This is a genomic window from Mesoterricola sp. JemC181, from assembly GCF_055384585.1.
Window position 1 is genome coordinate 4095959 of sequence record NZ_AP045076.1, and the last position, 17326, is coordinate 4113284.

Annotated in this window: 15 protein-coding genes; 7 read left to right on the forward strand and 8 right to left on the reverse strand. The window is 68.5% G+C overall.

Going from position 1 to position 17326, the window contains the following annotated elements:
• Positions 1–2715 (reverse strand): 4-hydroxyphenylacetate decarboxylase large subunit, encoded by a 2715-nt coding sequence (gene hpdB, locus ACZ5MC_RS18020; protein ID WP_306601866.1) that lies wholly within the window; start codon positions 2713–2715, stop codon positions 1–3.
• 422 nt (positions 2716–3137) lie between these two features.
• Here hpdB and ACZ5MC_RS18025 point away from each other — a divergent pair, with 422 nt between their 5' ends.
• From ACZ5MC_RS18025 to ACZ5MC_RS18035, 3 genes are read left to right on the forward strand one after another with little or no spacing between them, the layout of a single operon-like run.
• On the forward strand, positions 3138–3827 hold the full coding sequence (locus ACZ5MC_RS18025) for a tetratricopeptide repeat protein (protein ID WP_464516431.1): 690 nt from the start codon (positions 3138–3140) through the stop codon (positions 3825–3827).
• Positions 3814–4386, forward strand: a complete 573-nt coding sequence (locus ACZ5MC_RS18030; protein WP_464516432.1) for a DUF4125 family protein — start codon at positions 3814–3816, stop codon at positions 4384–4386. The genes ACZ5MC_RS18025 and ACZ5MC_RS18030 overlap by 14 nt, the downstream gene beginning before the upstream one ends.
• Positions 4374–5246, forward strand: a complete 873-nt coding sequence (locus ACZ5MC_RS18035; RefSeq protein ID WP_464516433.1) for a DUF4037 domain-containing protein — start codon at positions 4374–4376, stop codon at positions 5244–5246. The genes ACZ5MC_RS18030 and ACZ5MC_RS18035 overlap by 13 nt, the downstream gene beginning before the upstream one ends.
• 126 nt (positions 5247–5372) lie before the next feature.
• Here ACZ5MC_RS18035 and ACZ5MC_RS18040 read toward each other — a convergent pair whose 3' ends face one another.
• The 3 genes from ACZ5MC_RS18040 to purM form a co-directional block, all read right to left on the reverse strand.
• Positions 5373–6980, reverse strand: coding sequence for an ABC-F family ATP-binding cassette domain-containing protein (locus ACZ5MC_RS18040; protein WP_464516434.1), 1608 nt, complete (start codon positions 6978–6980; stop codon positions 5373–5375).
• A gap of 65 nt (positions 6981–7045) precedes the next feature.
• Complete coding sequence (locus tag ACZ5MC_RS18045; protein WP_464516435.1) at positions 7046–8086, reverse strand: acyltransferase family protein; 1041 nt, start codon at positions 8084–8086, stop codon at positions 7046–7048.
• 19 nt (positions 8087–8105) lie between these two features.
• Positions 8106–9143, reverse strand: a complete 1038-nt coding sequence (gene purM, locus ACZ5MC_RS18050) for a phosphoribosylformylglycinamidine cyclo-ligase (protein WP_306601872.1) — start codon at positions 9141–9143, stop codon at positions 8106–8108.
• 92 nt (positions 9144–9235) lie between these two features.
• On the opposite strand from purM, the gene ACZ5MC_RS18055 reads away from it, so the two are divergent.
• From ACZ5MC_RS18055 to ACZ5MC_RS18065, 3 genes are all read left to right on the forward strand, one after another.
• A complete protein-coding gene (locus ACZ5MC_RS18055) occupies positions 9236–9823 on the forward strand; it encodes a hypothetical protein (RefSeq protein WP_464516436.1) in 588 nt (195 codons plus the stop codon).
• A 31-nt stretch (positions 9824–9854) separates the two neighbouring features.
• A complete protein-coding gene (folE, locus tag ACZ5MC_RS18060; protein ID WP_306601874.1) occupies positions 9855–10400 on the forward strand; it encodes a GTP cyclohydrolase I in 546 nt (181 codons plus the stop codon).
• 74 nt (positions 10401–10474) lie between these two features.
• The gene (locus tag ACZ5MC_RS18065; protein WP_306601875.1) at positions 10475–11053 is read left to right on the forward strand and encodes a superoxide dismutase; all 579 of its coding nucleotides are present in this window, start codon (positions 10475–10477) and stop codon (positions 11051–11053) included.
• A 57-nt stretch (positions 11054–11110) separates the two neighbouring features.
• Here ACZ5MC_RS18065 and ACZ5MC_RS18070 read toward each other — a convergent pair whose 3' ends face one another.
• Genes ACZ5MC_RS18070 through ACZ5MC_RS18085 form a run of 4 tightly spaced genes read right to left on the reverse strand, consistent with a single transcriptional unit; the run spans position 11111 to position 16669 of the window.
• Entirely contained in the window at positions 11111–12061 is a 951-nt protein-coding gene (locus ACZ5MC_RS18070) for a YheT family hydrolase (RefSeq protein ID WP_306601876.1), read from the reverse strand.
• Positions 12061–12636: a UbiX family flavin prenyltransferase gene (locus ACZ5MC_RS18075; protein WP_306601877.1), complete on the reverse strand. Its 576-nt coding sequence runs from the start codon at positions 12634–12636 to the stop codon at positions 12061–12063. Before ACZ5MC_RS18075 ends, ACZ5MC_RS18070 begins: the two co-directional genes overlap by 1 nt.
• Before the next feature lie 14 nt (positions 12637–12650).
• Positions 12651–15239 carry a M14 family zinc carboxypeptidase gene (locus tag ACZ5MC_RS18080; RefSeq protein WP_464516437.1) on the reverse strand — a complete coding sequence of 863 codons (2589 nt, stop codon included), beginning with the start codon at positions 15237–15239 and terminating at the stop codon, positions 12651–12653.
• Positions 15240–15250: 11 nt separating this feature from the next.
• Positions 15251–16669, reverse strand: a complete 1419-nt coding sequence (locus tag ACZ5MC_RS18085) for a YfcC family protein (protein WP_306601879.1) — start codon at positions 16667–16669, stop codon at positions 15251–15253.
• A 394-nt stretch (positions 16670–17063) separates the two neighbouring features.
• On the opposite strand from ACZ5MC_RS18085, the gene ACZ5MC_RS18090 reads away from it, so the two are divergent.
• On the forward strand, positions 17064–17318 hold the full coding sequence (locus ACZ5MC_RS18090) for a hypothetical protein (protein ID WP_464516438.1): 255 nt from the start codon (positions 17064–17066) through the stop codon (positions 17316–17318).
• Positions 17319–17326 lie beyond the last annotated feature (8 nt).

Genomic DNA, 17326 nt, shown 5'->3' on the forward strand with positions numbered 1-17326 from the left:
TCAGATCCCTTCGTATTCGGTGCGGGCGATGAGTTCATCCTGGACGGGCTTGCCGATCTCGACCCAGTACTGGGTGAATCCGGCGACGCGCACCATCAGGTCGCGGTAGTTCTGGGGGTTGGCCTGGGCGTCCTTGAGCACCTTGGTGTCCACGACGTTGAACTGGATGTGGAAACCGCCCTTGCGCATGTAGGCCTGGCAGAGGTCCAGGAGCTTGCGGGAGCCGCTGGGGCCCTGGATCGCGCTGGGGTGGATCTTGATGTTGAGCTGGGAGTTCTGGCTCATGGTGTGGTCCCAGATCGCCGCGGAGTTCAGCAGGGCATAGACGCCGTTGCGGTCGGTGCCGGGGAAGGCTGAGAGGGAGGCGTCGGCGAAGGTCGTGCCGGCGAGGCGCCCGTCCATGGAGGCGATGGTGGCCGACCCCATGGCCCCGTGCGTGGACACGGAGATCTGGCAAGGATACATCTTGTGGGCGAACAGCGACTCGTAGTTGGAGCAGTCGGGGCAGAAGAAGTTCTCCCATTCGAGCAGGATCTCGTCGGCGAAGGCTTCGTCGTTGCCGTACTTGGGGGCCTGCAGGCACATGAAGTGCAGCTTGTCCCAGGCGCTGGGTCCGTCCTCGCGCTTCTCCTGGTCGGACAGGGAGAAGGAGTTCACTTCCTTGGCGGTCTTGAAGCCGAAGTTGTCCTTGACGGCCTTCTTCAGGTCCTCGAGGGTGACGGACTTGTCGACGTAGACCAGCTTCTTGATGGCGGCCAGGGAGTTGACGGCGGTGATGGTGCCGGCGCTCTCGACGTTGTAGGTGGCGTTGTAGCGGTAGCCCTTCTCGTCGATGAGGTGGCCGGTGTCAATGCAATCGGGCTTCATGAGCGAGTTGATGACCGCCATGTTGTTCTTGCGCCAGATGTCGTGCTGGACGTTGTTGGTCAGGGCCAGGACGTCCACGGCCTTCTGCCAGTAGAGCTTGAACTGGTCCCAGAGCTCGTCGTACGTGGTGAACGTGCGGTTGTGCGGCTCGAAGACCTTCTGGCCGGTGCGCTGATCCACGCCGTTCCAGAGGACGGCTTCCAGGATCTTGGGCATGGCCAGGAAGTGCACGCCGACGGAGGTGGGCTGGCCGGCGCCGCCGGGAATGAAGTATTCCTTCCCGTTCAGGTGCAGGGGCTTCCAGCAGCAGGCGGAGGACTCGAGGCAGCCGCCGATGGCCCAGGCGCGGGCTTCTTCGGGGGTCATGCCCTCGGCGCCGTACTGGTTCATCATGAAGGTCATGGCGCTCTGGTTGTTCATGAACGCGGGATAGCCGACGCCCGTCTTGATGGTCTCCATGGCCAGCAGGAGGAAGTCCTCGGGGAGCTTCTCGTCGTAGAGCAGCGCCAGGGTGGGCTGAGGCATGGCGTTGGTGAGGCCGGCTTCCAGCAGCAGGTATTCCAGGCGGTTGCAGGCGTGCTTGCCTTCCTTGGTGAGGCCGCCGATGCTGACGGTGTTGAAGGTGTTGCCGGAGAGCACGCCACCCACGACGCCCGCGGAGGCGAAGCAGTCGATGGAGGAGATGCTCAGGCGGTAGAGCTCCAGGAGCTCCATGACCTCGTCCTCGGAGATGCGGCCGACGGCGATGTCCTGCTCGAAGTAGGGATAGAGCACCTGCCCGATGCGTCCGGGGGACATGCCGGAGATGGCGTCTTCGTTCAGCACGGCCAGGTGGAAGGTGAGGATCATCTGGATGGCGTCGCGGAAGTCGCGGGGCTTGCCGTGGGCCAGGTACTCGAGGCGCTCGGCGATCTGGTTGTACTCGCGCTTCTGGACGGCGTTCTTCTCCAGCCCTTCCAGGCGGCGGGCTTCCTTGGCGTAGTTGCTGATCCAGGTGCTGATGCCTTCCAGGACGAGGATGATGGCTTCGTAGTTGAAGAGGCGGTTGGTGCCCTTGATGCCGTCGCCGTCGGCGCGGCCGGCCACCTTGTCCTTGAGTTCACGGGCGATGGCGAGGAGGCCGTCGATGCCGTACTCGAGGGGGTAGTAGTAGTTGATGACTTCCCGGCCCTGGGGCAGGGTGTAGCCGGAATCGAACATGCAGAAGATGTTCCGCATGAGGGCTTCCTTCACTTCGTAGTCGGGGACCATCTGCTCGTACTTGTGGCCCAGGTCGTCGACGGACTTGCCGACCCACTTCTTGGCCAGGTTCAGGAGGCCGGGGACCTCTTCCTGGCGCATGCCGAACTTGCCGGCCAGGGACACGACCTTGCCGAAGCTCTTGGTGACGTTGCCGCCGCCCGTGCCGAACTTGGAGTGCTCGTCGGCCGAGGCCGAACCGCGCTTGAGGGCGTCCTGGTAGAGCTCGTCCTCCTTGGCCATGTAGTAGCCCTCGGACAGCCAGGGCATGGGGAAGGACCCGCGGAAGAAGGGGGCCTTGTGCATGACCAGCAGCTCGCCGGGGTAGATGACCGGGGTCAGGTGGCTGAAGGCGGTCTTCAGGGCCTGGGCGCGGCGGATGACCGGGATCTCCGAATCCAGGGAGAAGTACTCCCGGGAATACCAGTAGGGGAACTCGTTGTTGGCCGAGGACAGGGTCTGCATGAAGATGTCCTTGAGGGCCTTCACGCGGGCGTGGGGCTCCTTGACGACTTCCCGGTCCGTGAGGTTCGCCGGGGAATGGCCGCCCGACTCGAAATCCATGGGAATGCCGGCTTCGACCAGCACCTCTTTGAGTTTTTTGGGCATCAGATGCCTCCATAGTGGTGGATGTGTGATTGGCCGGCGATTCGGCCGGAAAAGCATGGGAGTCGGACAACCCAGGTATGCAAACCTGGTGCCAACCCGAACCCGGTGTTTTCTATTTGATGGAATATATAATAGTTAGGTATTCAGGAAACGGTCTCCGGACGGAATCCGCGGTGCCGGTTTGGGAATGTGTAACGAATTTTGAGCCCAAGGATTTTATTTGGGACAAAATCAGCCTTCAGCCAAAATCGGTATTTTCTCGTCAAAATGCATGTAACAAAAGGCTTATCCTAAATTTTGAGATCCGTCATGAGATGAACGTTTCAAAAGCTGACGCAGATGTCAGCAATTATTACACTCGATTTTAGTGCAATGCCTGCATTCCGTGACCAATATAGTATCTGTTCCGGCAAGGCAGACCCATGTCCCAGACCGAAAATTCCGCCCCGCCCCCGCGTTACGCCGAAGGCCTGCTCCGCTACAAGGATGGCGACCGGGAGGGGGCCCTCGCCTTCTTCGCGGACCTCGCCCTTTCCCTTCCCGGCGACGCCCAGGCCCACTACCTCCACGGGCTCATCCTGTTCAGGCTGGCGCGGTTCGCCGAGGCCCAGGCGCCCCTGCGGCGGTCCGCGGATCTCTTCCCCGGGGAGGACGCCCTCATCAAGCTGGCCATGGCCCAGGGCCAGACCGGGAACATGCAGGCCTGCCTGGCGACCCTGGAGGAAGCCGCGCGCCGGCTTCCCGGGTCCGCCGAGGTTCGCGCCTTCCTGGGCACCACCCTGCGCTCCCTGGACCGGCTGGAGGAGGCCCTGGAGGCCTACGACGCCGCCCTGGCGAGGAACCCCGACCATGTGCCGGCCCTGTGGGGCCTGGGCCTGGCCCTGGGCATGCGGGACCGCCACGCCGAAGGCATGGCCGTGCTGCGCCGGGCCATCGCGCTGGACCCCGCCTTCCCTCCCCCCCACTTCCACCTCGGAGTCCTGGCCTGGGCAGCCGGCGACCCCGGGGAAACCCGCCGGCAGGAGACTCTGCTCCGGACGCTGGCCCCCAGCTACGCCGACCGCCTGGCCCAGATCATGACCCCCGAAAGGACGCCCCATGAAGCCGTCTGACCTCGTCACCGAACCCCAGATCCAGCGCATCATCGACCTGGAGTGGCCCATGTTCCACAGCGTGAAGGCGAGCGAACCCGCCGCCTGCCAGGAGGAGGAGGGCACCTTCCGCCTCATGCGCTGGATGAGCCACTCCGTGCTCCCCCCCGAGGTCCTGGACCCCATGGAAGCCCAGCTGGTGGAGGCCACCGCCCAGGGCCGGAACCTGATGACCGAGAAGTACGCCCGCATGGCCGGCCAGATCCCGCCCCTCAAGGACACGCCCCTCATCGGCGAGATCGTGGCCGTGGAGGCGGACTGGATGCTGGCCGTGAACCGGCGCTACCCCCTGACCTTCACGGGGCGCGGCGACCAGTTCAGCACCTACATGGCCGCGGACCTGGAGACCTATTCGGACGCGACCCTGCTCCAGTACCACGCCTTCATGCGGTCGGCCCAGGCCGAGGGGCGCAACCTCGTGGAGGAGCGGTACACGAACCTCTTCCAGCGCATGGGCTGGAGGGACATCGAGGCCAGCGAGGCGCAGACCCGCATGCAGAAGTTCAAGTGCTGCCAGTAGGCCTCGGGCTCTCCCGGCGCCTTTTCGAACGCGAGGTGGCGCCCCGGCTGGGGGGCCTCCCCGCGGCCGCGGGCCTGGTGGGGGAGGGTTCGGACTGCTTCGGCTTCGACGACGAGGTGTCCCGGGACCACGACTGGGGCCCCGCGGTGTGCCTCTGGTTCCGCCGCGGCGATCCCGCGGCCCCCCTGGAGGCGGTCCTCGCGGACCTGCCGCAGGTCTTCGAGGGGTACCCGGTGCGCGCCACCCCGGGGCGCACCGGCGTCCTGGAGGCGGGCGCCTTCTACCGCCGCTTCACGGGCCTGGAACGCCCCCCGGAGACCGCCGCGGAGTGGCTGGCCATCCCCGAGCACGCCCTGGCGGCCTGCACCAACGGCGAAGTCTTCGCGGACCGCTGCGGGGCCTTCACGGCCCACCGGCAGCGCCTCCTGGACCACTACCCGGAACCGGTGCGCCTCCACAAGCTCGCCGCGTGCCTGGAGGCGGCGGCCCAGGCCGGGCAGTACAACCTGCCCCGGGCCCTGCGCCGCGGCGAGGTGGTGGCCGCCGCCCTGGCCCAGGCCGCCTTCCTGCGCCACGCCATGGGCGCGGCCTACCTCCTGGCGCGCCGCTACCGGCCCTTCTACAAGTGGATGTTCCGGGCCCTCCCGGATCCCGCCCTGGCCGCGGAACTGGAGGGGCTGGCGCGGGCGGGGACGCCAGGGGAGCGCGTCGACCGCGCGGAAGCGGCGTCGGCGGTCCTCGTCCAGGCTCTGGGCGGCCTCACCGGGAGCCGGGATACGTTCCTCCTGGCCCACGCCCGGGAACTCCGCCAGGGCCTGCCTGGCGAGCTGATGTCGATGAACCCGAATGTGGATGGCTAGGCAAACCATGAGAAAGGCCCGGCCAGGCCTTATCCTGCCCTTTCCCCTCAATCGGATTCATGGGATGGACGGGGATCTTCCTGCCCTTAACAACCCCCTTCATCCCGAGTCCGGGAAACCCCGGGGCTACCGGCTCGCCAGGAACTCGGCATAGGACCCCTGGAAGTCCTCGATCCCCCCTTCCGTGACCGACCACACCCGCGTCGCCACGTCGTGGAGCAGCCCTTCGTCGTGGGTGACCAGCAGCAGGGTGCCGGGGTAGTCCTTCAGCGCCGAGTTGAGGGCGATGACGGCCTCCAGGTCCAGGTGGTTGGTGGGTTCGTCCAGCACCAGGAAATTGGGCTTCTGGAGCATGAGCTTGCAGAACATCAGCCGGCAGGCCTCGCCACCGGAGAGGACCCCGGTGTCCTTCAGGCCCTCGTCGCCCGTGAACAGCATCTGCCCCAGCACCTTCCGGATGGTCTCCAGCGAGGCCTCGGGATCGAACTGCCGCAGCCAGTCCACCAGCGTGTGGCCGGCGGGGATGGATTCGCGGAAGTCCTGGGCGAAGTAGCCGACCTCCACGCCGTGGCCCCACTTCACATCCCCGGAATCGAGGCCGCGATCCGCCTCCGTGACGCCGGGGGCGCCTTCCAGCAGGGCCTTGAGCAGGGTCGACTTGCCCGAGCCGTTCCGGCCCGCCAGGGCGATCTTCTCGCCCCGGGCGACGGCGGCGGTGAACGAGCGCACCACCTCGATGCGGCCGTCCTCGCCGTCGTAGCCCTTGCAGACGCCCTCCAGGGCCAGGGGATGCCTGCCGCCGGGCACCTCCGCGCCGAACCGGAGGTGGGGCCGCTGGATGTTGGTGGAGGCCAGGTCGTCCAGGGCCAGGCGCTCCACTTCCTTGCGCCGGGAGTTCACCTGGCTGGAGCGGGTGCCGGCCCCGAAGCGCTGGATGAAACCCTCCAGCTGGCCGATCTTCTTCTCCCGCTGCTCGTTCTCGGATTCCTTCCGGGTGCGCACTTCCAGCTTCTGGGTGACCATGTCGTCGTAGCCGCCTGTGTACTGGGTGATGGTCTGGTAGTCGATGTCGGCGATGCGGTTGCAGACGGCGTTCAGGAAATGGCGGTCGTGGGAGATGACGATGACCGTGCCCTTGAACCGGGCCAGGAACCCCTCCAGCCAGTGGATGGACTCCAGGTCCAGGTGGTTGGTGGGCTCGTCCAGGAGCAGGGCCCCGGGATTGCCGAACAGCGCCTGGGCCAGCAGGACCCGGACCTTCTGGCCGCCCTGGACCTCGCCCATGGCGCGCTCGTGGAGCTGCTCCGGCACGCCCAGCCCCTCCAGCAGGATGGCCGCGTCGCCCTCGGCGGTGTAGCCGTCCTCGTCGGCGACGATGCCTTCCAGGACGCCAAGGCGCATGCCGTCGGCGTCGGTGATCCCGGCCTTGGAATAGATCAGGTCCCGCTCGTGGAGCGCGTCCCAAAGGACCTTGTTGCCCATGATGACGGTGTCCACCACCCGGTAGCGGTCGAAGGCGAACTGGTCCTGGGCCAGCACGCCCATGTTCCCGGGCCGCTGGATGGTTCCGGCCGACGCCTCGATCTCGCCCGTGAAGACCTTCATCAGGGTGGACTTGCCGCTGCCGTTGGGACCGGTGAGGCCGTAGCGCCGCCCCTTCTGGAAGGTGGTGGTGACGTTCTCGAACAGGATCCTGGCGCCGAAGCGCATCGTCACATTCTGTACTGCAAGCATCCAGGTCCCCGCAAACCTATGATTATAGCGGAAACATGTAAAAAATCGAGGGTTATTCCTGCGGCCTAGGTACGGGACAGCCTCCGGCCAAGTCCCATCATCGGCTTCTCGATGAAGCGGAAGGTCAGCGCGGAGAGCCCGATGGTCAGCGCCAGCCCCAGGAAGAACCCCGTCCAGGGCCCCAGGCCCCCGGGCACGGCGTGCAGGAGTCCCTCCTGCACCAGGGGGTGGAGCAGGTACACCGAGTAGCTCACCTCGCCCAGGAACTTGCCGGCGGTCTTCACCAGGGAGTCGGGGAAGTCGTAGAACGCGAACACGGCCACCGCGGCGAAGCAGACGAGGCAGAAGTAGTAGCGGGGCCAGCCCACCATGATCTCGAAGTCGTCGTAGAAGTTCCGGTGCCGCAGGGTGAAGGCCAGCACCAGGGCGAGGCAGAGGCCCAGGAACTGGAGCGTGGTGAGGCGGCCCTTCCAGGCCAGCCGGGCCTGGGCGACGAGCCCGCCCATGAGGAAGAGGAAGGCGTGGTTGGCGACCTGGACGTAGGCGTGGAACTTCATGTCGCCGTCGAAGGAGGCCTGGGGGACGTAGGTGAAGGACCAGGGCGCCGACAGGGCCAGGAGGGCCAGGGTGCCCACCGCGAGGAAGGGCCTCCACCGCGCCGCGGCCCAGGCCAGGAGGGGGAAGGCCAGGTAGAAGACGTACTCCATGCCGATGGACCAGCCCCCGGTCACCAGGGAGTGGTTGGGGTGGATGAGCCCGAAGGTGAAGGTGCCGTTCTCCGCGACCATGCGCAGGGTGTGGCCGGGCCCCGCCTCGAGGCCGAAGACGAGGTTGGCGGCCACGGCCAGGTAGTAGAGCGGCGCGATGCGGAAGAACCGCTTCAGGTGGAAGTCCCGCAGCCCGCGCCCGGTGAGGACCTCCGCCCCGTACAGGTAGAAGAAGCAGAAGCCGCTGATGATGAAGAAGCCCTCCACGCCGTAGGCGCCCACCTTCTTGGTGGTGTAGGCGGCGAACTGGCCCGCGGGGAACACCGGATACCAGTTGGCGAAGTGGTAGATGGCCACCGCGAAGGCCATCAGCCCCCGGAAGATGTCCAGGGAGTCCACCCGGGCCTTGGACGTGGGCTCAGCGATAGGTCACCTTCCCGGTCCCCTGCGCCAGTTCGCCAAGGACCCACGGGGCCTCGCCGGCCTCGCGCAGGTCCTTCAGCACCTCCCCGGCGCCGGCCGCGGGGGCGATGAGCACCATGCCCACGCCCAGGTTGAACGAGCGCCGGGCGTCGTCCAGGGGCAGGCCCGCGCGTTCCATGAGGAACCGGAAGAGGGCCGGGACCTCCCAGCTGGACGTGTCGATGGCGGCGTCCAGATGGGACGGGAGGACGCGGGGGAGGTTGTCCGTGAGGCCCCCGCCGGTGATGTGGGCCATGCCGACGAGCCGTTTCGCGCGCACCAGGGGGAGCACGGGCCGCAGGTAGCTGCGGTGCACGGCCAGGAGGGCCTGGGCCACGGTCTGGTCCGTGCCGGGGAGAAGGTCGTCCACCTTGAGCCCGGCCAGTTCGAAGCAGACCTTCCGGGCCAGGGAGTACCCGTTGGTGTGCAGGCCCGAGGAGCGCAGGCCGATGAGGACGTCCCCGGGGGCCATGGCGGAAAGGCGCGGCAGGAGCAGGGGTTCGTCCACCACGCCGACGATGGTCCCGGCCACGTCCACCTCGCCCTCCGCGTAGACCCCGGGCATCTCCGCCATCTCGCCGCCGATGAGGGCCAGGCCCCCCTCGGAGCAGGCCCCGGCCATGCCGCGGACGATCTGCTCGATGACCGCGGGCTCCAGGCGCTGGGCGGCCACGTAGTCCAGGAAGAAGAGGGGCCTTGCGCCCTGCACCAGGATGTCGTTGATGCAGTGGTTGACCAGGTCGGCGCCCACGGTGTCCCAGGTGCCGGCGAGGCGGGCCACCTTCATCTTGGTGCCCACGCCGTCCATGGAGCTGACCAGGATGGGGTCCCCCTCCTCGAACTTCGCGGAATAGAGGCCTCCGAAGAGGCCCAGGTCGCTGCGGACGCCGGGGGTCCGGGTGGCCTTCACGAGGGGCTTGATCCGGGCCAGGGCGTCGTCCTGGCGGTTGATGTCCACGCCGGAGGCGGCGTAGGTGACTTTGGTCTCGGGCATGGAACTCTCCAGGCTCCGATGATCCCACAAGAAAGGCCGGATTTGCCCTATCGGAACCGCCCCGCCCTGCCGATAAGCAGACCAGGTGGACCATGACCATCGACGCGACCTCCGCACTCAGCACCTACAGCTACCAGTCGACCCTGGCCACGACGAGCCGGGCGAACGCGGTCTTCCAGGTCCTGGCCCAGGCCTATTCCAACGCCCAGGGCACCTCCTCCGACCCCCTCACGTCCCTGATCAGCCAGACCAACAACGCCCCCCTGGTCTCGGCGATCTATACCCAGGGCAAGGCCCTCCAGGCCGCCGGCACGGCCGACGCCGGCACCACCGCCACCGGGCTCCTGGGCCTCAGCACCTCCCAGCTCGTCTCAGGCCTCTCCAGCACGACCAGCTCCTCCTCCCTGTCCGAGCTGTTCGGGGACAGCTCGGCGGGGCTCTCGGGATTCGGCCCGGCCACCGCCAGCGGCTCGGCCCTCGCCCTCCTGGCGGCCCAGGCCCAGAAGGCCTACGGCGGCGGGAACCTCACGGCGGACGCCGCGTCCCAGGCCGCCGCCAATGCCGCCGCGGCCGACAAGACCTCCGGAGCGGGCACGTCCACCAGCCAGACCTACCTGCTCCAGGCTTCGGCGGCCGCCCAGTTGGCCGCAATGAACAACACCTTCACCCTCCTGGCCTGATTGGTGGCACCCTGGACACCTGGAGGTGTCCATGGCGTTCGACACGGCGGGTGCGGCGGCGGCGGTGAGGGAGCTCCTGAAGGCCTTCGGGGCGGACCCGGCCTCGCCCGAACTGGCCGAGACGCCCCAGCGGGTGGCGGATTTCTGGGCGGAACGCCTCGGGGGCTACGCGCAGGATCCGGCCCTGGAGCTGCAGCCCCTCCCCGGGGACCTGGCCCCCTGCCCCGTGATCCTTGAGCGGGTGCCCTTCGTGAGCACCTGCGAACACCATCTGGCCCCCTTCGAGGGCTACGCCACCATCGGCTACCTCCCGGGGGAGGGCGGCACGGTGGGCCTCTCCAAGCTGGTCCGGGTCATCCAGGGCTTCGCCAACCGCCTCCAGGTGCAGGAGCGCCTCACCCACCAGATCGCCCGGGCCCTGGAGACCCACCTGCGGCCCGCCGCCTGGGGGGTGAAGCTGGTGGCGGTGCACACCTGCATGTCCCACCGGGGCCTCAAGACCCCCAATGTGCCCGTGACCACCGTGGTCCTGGGCGGCCAGTGGCTGGCCCACCCGCCGTCCAGTTTCAATTCTTAAGTAATTTGTTTTTCCGATCCCGACTTGTTTGGTAGGATATACGCGACGCACTCGCGCATGCTTCGGAGGCATACATGGCTTATGAACCCAAGAATTACGATCATCTCAAGGGCGGCGCCCTCAAAGGCTTCAGCGACAGCCAGCTGGACCAGCACTTCACCCTCTATAAGGGCTACATCGCCAAGCTGAACGAGATCGAGTCCAAGCTGGCCGAGGCCGACAACACCAAGCCCAACTACTCCTTCAACGAGTACACGGAGCTCAAGCGCCGCGAGGCCGTGGCCTTCAACGGCTCCTTCCTCCACGAGCTCTACTTCGAGAACCTGGGCGCCAACGGCTCCATCTCCCCCGAGCTCCAGAAGGCCCTGGACGCGCAGGGCGGCAAGGACAAGCTCGTCGCCGACCTCAAGGCCACCGCCCTGGGCGGCCCCGGCTGGGCCCTGCTCACCCGCAACCGCCGCGACGGCAAGCTCCACACCTACTTCGTCGCCGAGCACCACCTGGGCCTGCCCATCGAGCAGGACCTGCTCCTGGTGCTGGACAGCTGGGAGCACGCCTTCATGGTGGACTACGGCATCAAGCGCCCCGACTACATCAACGCCTTCAACGAGAACATCAACTGGGCCGAGGTTTCCAAGCGCTTCGCGAAGTAGGCCGCTCCGGTACCTGCGACGGGCCCCCACCGGGGGCCCGTCGCATGTGCGCGGAACTCAGGAACGGGCCGTGAGGCCGTCCAGGTAGTGGCCCACCGCGTAGTCCAGCCACCGGTGGCCCGGGAGGTTCCGCGTCACGTAGCCCATGTGCCCGCCGGTGGCCTCCACGTGCAGATGCACGGCCTCCGAGCGCGGCTGGACGAGGATGTCCCCGGCCGGTGCGAAGGGGTCGTCCAGGGAGGTGAGGATCACCGTGGGCACGTCGATCCCGGCCAGGTGGGGGCCGCAGGAGCAGAGCGCGTAGTAGGCCTCCCGCGTGGGGAAGCCGGCCTGGGGGGCCGTGTACGCCGCGTCGAAGGCGCGCAGCGTCCGCGCCGCGCGCGCGGCCTCGCCCCCTGGGCGCCCCGCCACCTCCCGGCGCAGGCGCCGGACGAAGTACTGGTCGTAGACCCGGTTGAAGCCCCGCCCCAGACGCACGGAGCAGGCCTCCAGATCCGCTGGGGGATTGACCGCGATGGCCCGGTCCGGCAGGTCCAGGTGCCGGTCCCGCCCGGCCAGGAGCAGGAGGATGTTGGCGCTGATGGAAAAGCCCACGGCCACCTGAAGCTGGCCCGGGAAGCGCCGGCGCCCCAGGCGCAGCACCGCCGCCATGTCCCCGGTGGCCCCGCTGTGGTAGGTCTGCCTGGCGAGCCCGGCGCCCTCGCCGGCGCCGCGGTGGTTGGCGGCCAGCACCGCGTGGCCCCGGGCGTGGAGCACGGCGGCGAGGCGGCGCATGTAGTGGCCGTCCACGCTCCCGCCCAGGCCGTGGAAGAGGTGCACCGCCACGCCGGAGGTGCCGTCCAGGGCCCGCAGCGCCAGGGCGTCCCCGTCGCCCAGGTCCAGGCGGAGGCGTTCCCAGGGCAGGTCGGCGGGCGGATTGGGGAGGAACTGGGCGGCGATGGTCTGCAGGTGGGCGCCCCTCGCCCACGGCGGAGGGACGCAGGCCAGCCCGGGCCGCGCACGTTCCATCAGCCGCCCCACCTGCGGGCGTCGGCCTCGGGCAGCCCCAGCTGGTCCAGGACCCGGGTGGCGAAGGCCTGGTACAGGTCGTCGAGCGACTCCGGCTTGTGGTAGAACCCCGGCATGACCGGCATCACCACGGCGCCGGCGTCATGGACGCGCAGCATGTTCTCCAGGTGGATGCGGTTGAGCGGCGTCTCCCGGAGGCACAGCACCACGGGGCGGCGCTCCTTGAGGCACACGTCGGCCGCGCGCGTGACCAGGCCGTCGCTCACCCCCGAGGCGATGCGCCCCAGGGTCCCCGCGCTGCAGGGGACGATGGCCATGCCGTCCTGGCGGTGGCTGCCGCTGGCGATGTCGGCGCCCACGTTGCGCTCGTCCAGGTGGCGCAGCTTGGGGGAGAGCGCCACGACATCCTCCGCGCGCAGCCCGCATTCGTCCAGCAGGCAGCGGCGCCCGGTGGGCGAGAGCAGGAGGGACACCTGCGCCACCCGAGGGTTCGCCGCCAGGCGCCGGGCCACGGCCACGCCGAAGGCCGCGCCGGTGGCGCCGGTGATGGCGAGGATGATGCGCCGATTCTCCATGGCCTACAGGATACCTAGTCCTCGTCGTCCTGGGGCGCGTAGGCCCCGAAGAACAGCGCGTTGTAGAAGGCACGGGTGGTCAGGGGCGCGCAGCCGCGGTGCACGGGGTCCCCGGAGAAGAGGATGACCGCGCCCCGGCCCTTGTGCTCCCTCAGCGCGTAGGCGGAGTTGCGCACCTTGGCCTCCAGCTTCGGGGGCAGGAGGCCTGAGAGGTTCAGGTCGCCCGTGCCGAAGCGCAGGGGGTTCTCCCCGCCGGGGCTCAGCTCCAGCACCGGATCGCTGGAGTCCAGCACGGCGCCCTCGGCGGCGTTGAGGCCCCAGCCCAGGGGATGGGTTCCGTCGATGTCGGCCTTGAGCATGGCGCCGGGGATGGACTCCATCAGGCCCTGGTCCTCGCGCTGGGCCCAGGTCAGGGTGCGCTCGGGCAGGGGCGGGGCGGCGGCCTCGCGCTTGGGATCCTTCTCCTTGAGGCGGGCCTCCTCGTCCCTGCGGGCCAGGAAGCTCACGCCGGCCTCGCTCACGCCGGAGCGCGCCGCGAAGGCGCTGCCGCCCTGCATGGCCACCAGCACCCCGCCGTCCATGGCGTAGGCCTTGAGCCGGGCCGCGCCCGCGGGTCCCAGCGCGGCCTGCCACTTGGCGCCCAGGCCGTTGTCGTCGGGGAGGATGAGGTGGCTGTAGCGGCGCAGGTCGGCCTGGGCCAGCCGGCCCGCGCGCAGCTGGGTGAAGGGGATGCCGGCCTCGAGCAGGGCCTGCATCACGGCGCCCACCGCGGTGGGGTCGGCGGGGGCGTCCATGACCAGGCCCACCCGGGGCGCCCGCAGCGCCAGGGACTTCACGGAGCCCAGGTCGGGCCCCGAAGCCACCGCGCTGGAATCCACGGCGGTGACGACCCCCGGAGCCTGGGCGGCCAGGTCCCTTGCGCGGGCCTCGAGCCGGGCCGCGTCGTTGCGCAGCAGGGTGAAGATGGCGGTGCCCGCGGGGTAGGCGCGGGATCCCGCCACGAAGGGCGCGGGGGCGGCGGAGCCCCGGAAGCCGTCCTTCAGGAGGCCTTCCAGGACCCGGTCCCGGCCCTCGGCGCCCGAGGACACCAGGTAGGCGTAGCCCGCCCGGGGCAGCGGCGCGTCGGCGGCGTCCCGCACCGGCTCGGTCCCCACTTTCGGCCGCACCGGGGCGCGCCAGGCGGGCACGTTGAAGGCCAGGGGAAGGCTCCAGGCCGTGGCGTCGTAGCTGGGCTTCGGGCCGAAGGCGGCCCGGCGCTCCAGGAGGGCCTCGGCGAGACCGCCCCGGGGCTGGTCCAGGGGCACTAGGTAGCTGCCCTGGGGAATCTGGGCCGGGACGGCTCCGGGCAGGACGGCCTCGAGACCCGCCGACGGCACCGCCCCGGTGGTGCGGACCACCTCGATGCCGTTGCGCTGCAGGAGGCGCACCAGGGCCAGGGTGCGCCCGGGATCGGCGCCGGGGCCCAGGAGGAAGGCGCCCTGGGCGCGCAGGCGCTCGCGGCGCATGCGGTGGTAGTCCAGGAGCAGCTCCTCGCGCCGGGCGGCGGCCACCGCCACGGTGGCGAGGCTGGCCGTGACGTGCCGGCGCACGCGGGCCTCCAGGGTCAGGAGGTCCCCGTCCTTGCGCAGGTAGGCCAGGCCGCCAGGGCTGGGGCACTCGTAGGTCATGCCCACGGCCCCCTGGAAGCAGCCCCAGGAGTCGCCGTAGCCGGGGTAGAAGAGGTCGAAGATCTCCCGGGTGAAGTAGGCGAAGCCCTGGGCGTCGAAGGCCTTGCCGAGGGCCTCGCCGAAGGTCTTCTGCCACCCGCCGCCGAAGGGCGCGGGCAGCGCCTGGTGCACCGGCGCCATGCCGGGCGGGAAGAAGTAGTTGCCCTCGGGCTTCATCTCGTGGTGGTCCGCCAGCACCTGCGGGTTCCAGGACAGGAAGAGGGCGGTCTTGGCGCGGCTCTCCCCCTGGGTCTGCCAGACCCAGTCGCGGTTGAGGTCGAAGAGGCGGTGGTTGAAGCGGCCGGTGGGCCACCGGGCCTGGTTCTGGGCGTCCTGGGGATCGGAAGGGTTCTCCCCCTCGGTCACCTCGGCCACGGCCTGGAGGTGCCGGGCCCGGCCGTCGGGATTCTGCGTCACGTCCAGGAGGAGCACGGTCCGGCCGAGCTGCCCGAGCACCTCGGGATCCTGGCAGGCCGCGAAGTGGTAGGCCACAGCCAGCGCGGCCTCGGTGCCCGCGGGCTCGGCGCCGTGGATGGAGTAGCCCAGCCACACGAAGGCCGGGTTCCGCGCCGCCAGGGCCCTGCCCTCGGCCTCGGAGAGGGTCCGCGGGTCCGCCAGGCGCGCGTTGTCGGCCTTCAGGGCGTCGAGCCTGGCGAGGTTCTCCGGGCTGGAGATGGCCAGCAGCACCTGGGGCCTGCCCTCTTCGGTGACGTTGTAGGTGTAGACGCGAACCCGGTCCTTCGCCGAGGCGATGCCCGCCAGGGCCGCGGCCAGGGCCGCGTCCGGCGTGTAGGCGCGGCCCACCGCGGGCCTGGGCACTTCGGGCCGGTACGTCCTGCCCGGGTACGTGATCTGGGCCGCCAGCGGCAGGGCGACGAGGGCGGGCAGGATGCGCATGGGGCGGCTCTTCAGAAGGGGCCCCAGTGGAACAGGACCGGCGGGATCAGCAGGAGGAAACCCATCACCATGACGATTCCCAGGAGCGGGAGGAACCAGCCCGCCCACTTCTCCCAGGGTATCTTGGCCGCGCCCAGGACGCCCATGGTCACTGCCGAGGTGGGCAGGATGGGGTTCACGAACTCGCACAGCTGGAAGGCGTAAACCGCCGTCTGGCGCGTGATCCCCACCAGGTCGGCCAGGGGGGCCATGATGGGCATGGTCAGCGCGGCCTGGGCCGTGCCGGAGTGGATGAAGAAGTTGATCACGGCCTGGATGAGGAACATGGTCTGGGGGATGACGGGCCGGGGCAGCACGGACATGAGGTTCTTGCTGTGGAAGAGCATGGTGTCCAGGATCCGCGCGTCCTGGGCGATGACCAGGAGGGCCCGGGCGCAGGCCACGATGAACACCACGCCCACCATGTCCCTGGCGCCGGCGACGAAGGACTGCGCGATGCGGGACCCGCCCATGCCCGAGGCCAGGCCCAGGACGATGCCCATGCCCAGGAACATGGCGGCCATGGCGTCCATGTCCCAGTTCCTGGCCATGATGCCGTAGACCAGGAGCACCAGCGCGGCCGCGAAGATCCCCAGCACCAGGAGGTGGCGGACGGTCCAGGGCTCCTCGGCCTCGGGATTGCGGTCCACGGGCCCCCGGGCCAGGTCCAGTTCGTACACGGGGCTCTTGGCAGGGTCCTTCTTGATCCTGCGGGCGTAGAGCATGACGTAGGCGGTGACCACGGCGGTGCCGACGAACCAGCTGAACACGCGGTAGCCCAGGCCGGAATTCACCGGCAGCCCCGCGAGCTTCTGGGCCACGCCCACGGTGAAGGGGTTGAAGAAGGCCGCGGCGAACCCGGCCGCCGCGCCCAGGAAGGGGATGCAGATGCCCACGATGGAGTCGTAGCCCAGGCTCCGGGCCAGGGGGATGAAGATGATGACGAAGGGGATCAGCTCCTCCGCCATGCCGAAGATGCTCCCGGCCAGGGAGAAGACCACCATGAGCACGGGGATCAGCAGGAACTCCAGGGTCGGCCGGGCCGCGATGGCCTTGGTGAGCTTCTTGATGCCGAACTCCACCGCGCCGGTGTCGTTGAGGACGTTGAAGGCCCCGCCGATCACCAGCAGGAAGGCGATGAGCAGCCCCCCGTCCAGGAACCCCCGGATGGGCGCCAGGAGGAGCATGGAGGCGCTCACGTAGATCTTGGGCACCAGCACGTGGTAGGTGGCGGGGTCGGGCACCATGCGCCCGTTCACGGCGACGCGGGTGAACTCCCCGGAAGGGATCAGCCAGGAAAGCACCAGGACCAGCAGCACCAAGGTTTCCACCACCACGAGGGTGTGGGGCATCTTCATCTTCTTCAGCGACTGCACCAGTCCGCCCTGCATGGGACCTCCGAACCAACCCGATTTGAAATTCTTTCCCTTGCGCCTCAGCGAACCCTCAGCGCCTCTGCGTTTCGTTTTCTTTCAAGACCCTGTCTGCTCGCCAGTCCATTACCCAATCGCCCAAGCTCAACCAAGAAAAGAATTAAACGCAGAGGCGCTGAGGATTCGCTGGGGCGCAGAGGGGAATGACCTCCATTTTGAATGATGGAAGTTTTTTTTCATTAACTATTTTTTATGAATATTTTTATTTTAAGAGGATCCACTCCGGAATCCCCCGGAGATTGGCATCGATCTTGATAACCTGATATCAGGATGCACACCTCTCGATTGCATCTATCCTGGTTCATCCGGTCCACCCGCCCGCACCCGGGTCGGCTTTCCCAACGGAGGCAACATGCGCAAATCCACCCTCTTCCTCGCCGCCGCGGTCTTCGCCCTGGCGATCCCCGCCCAGGCCAAGATGCCCTTCGTGGCCGCCGCCAAGGCCGCCGGCATCGACTCCGTCAAGAACTGCGCCTCCTGCCATGTCGGCGCCCCCAAGAAGGGTGGCGACCTGAACGAGATGGGCAAGTGGCTCATGACCCAGAAGGCCGCCAAGAAGGCCGCCGATGTGGACGTCAAGTGGCTCAAGGACTACAAGGGCAAGTGATCAACTCA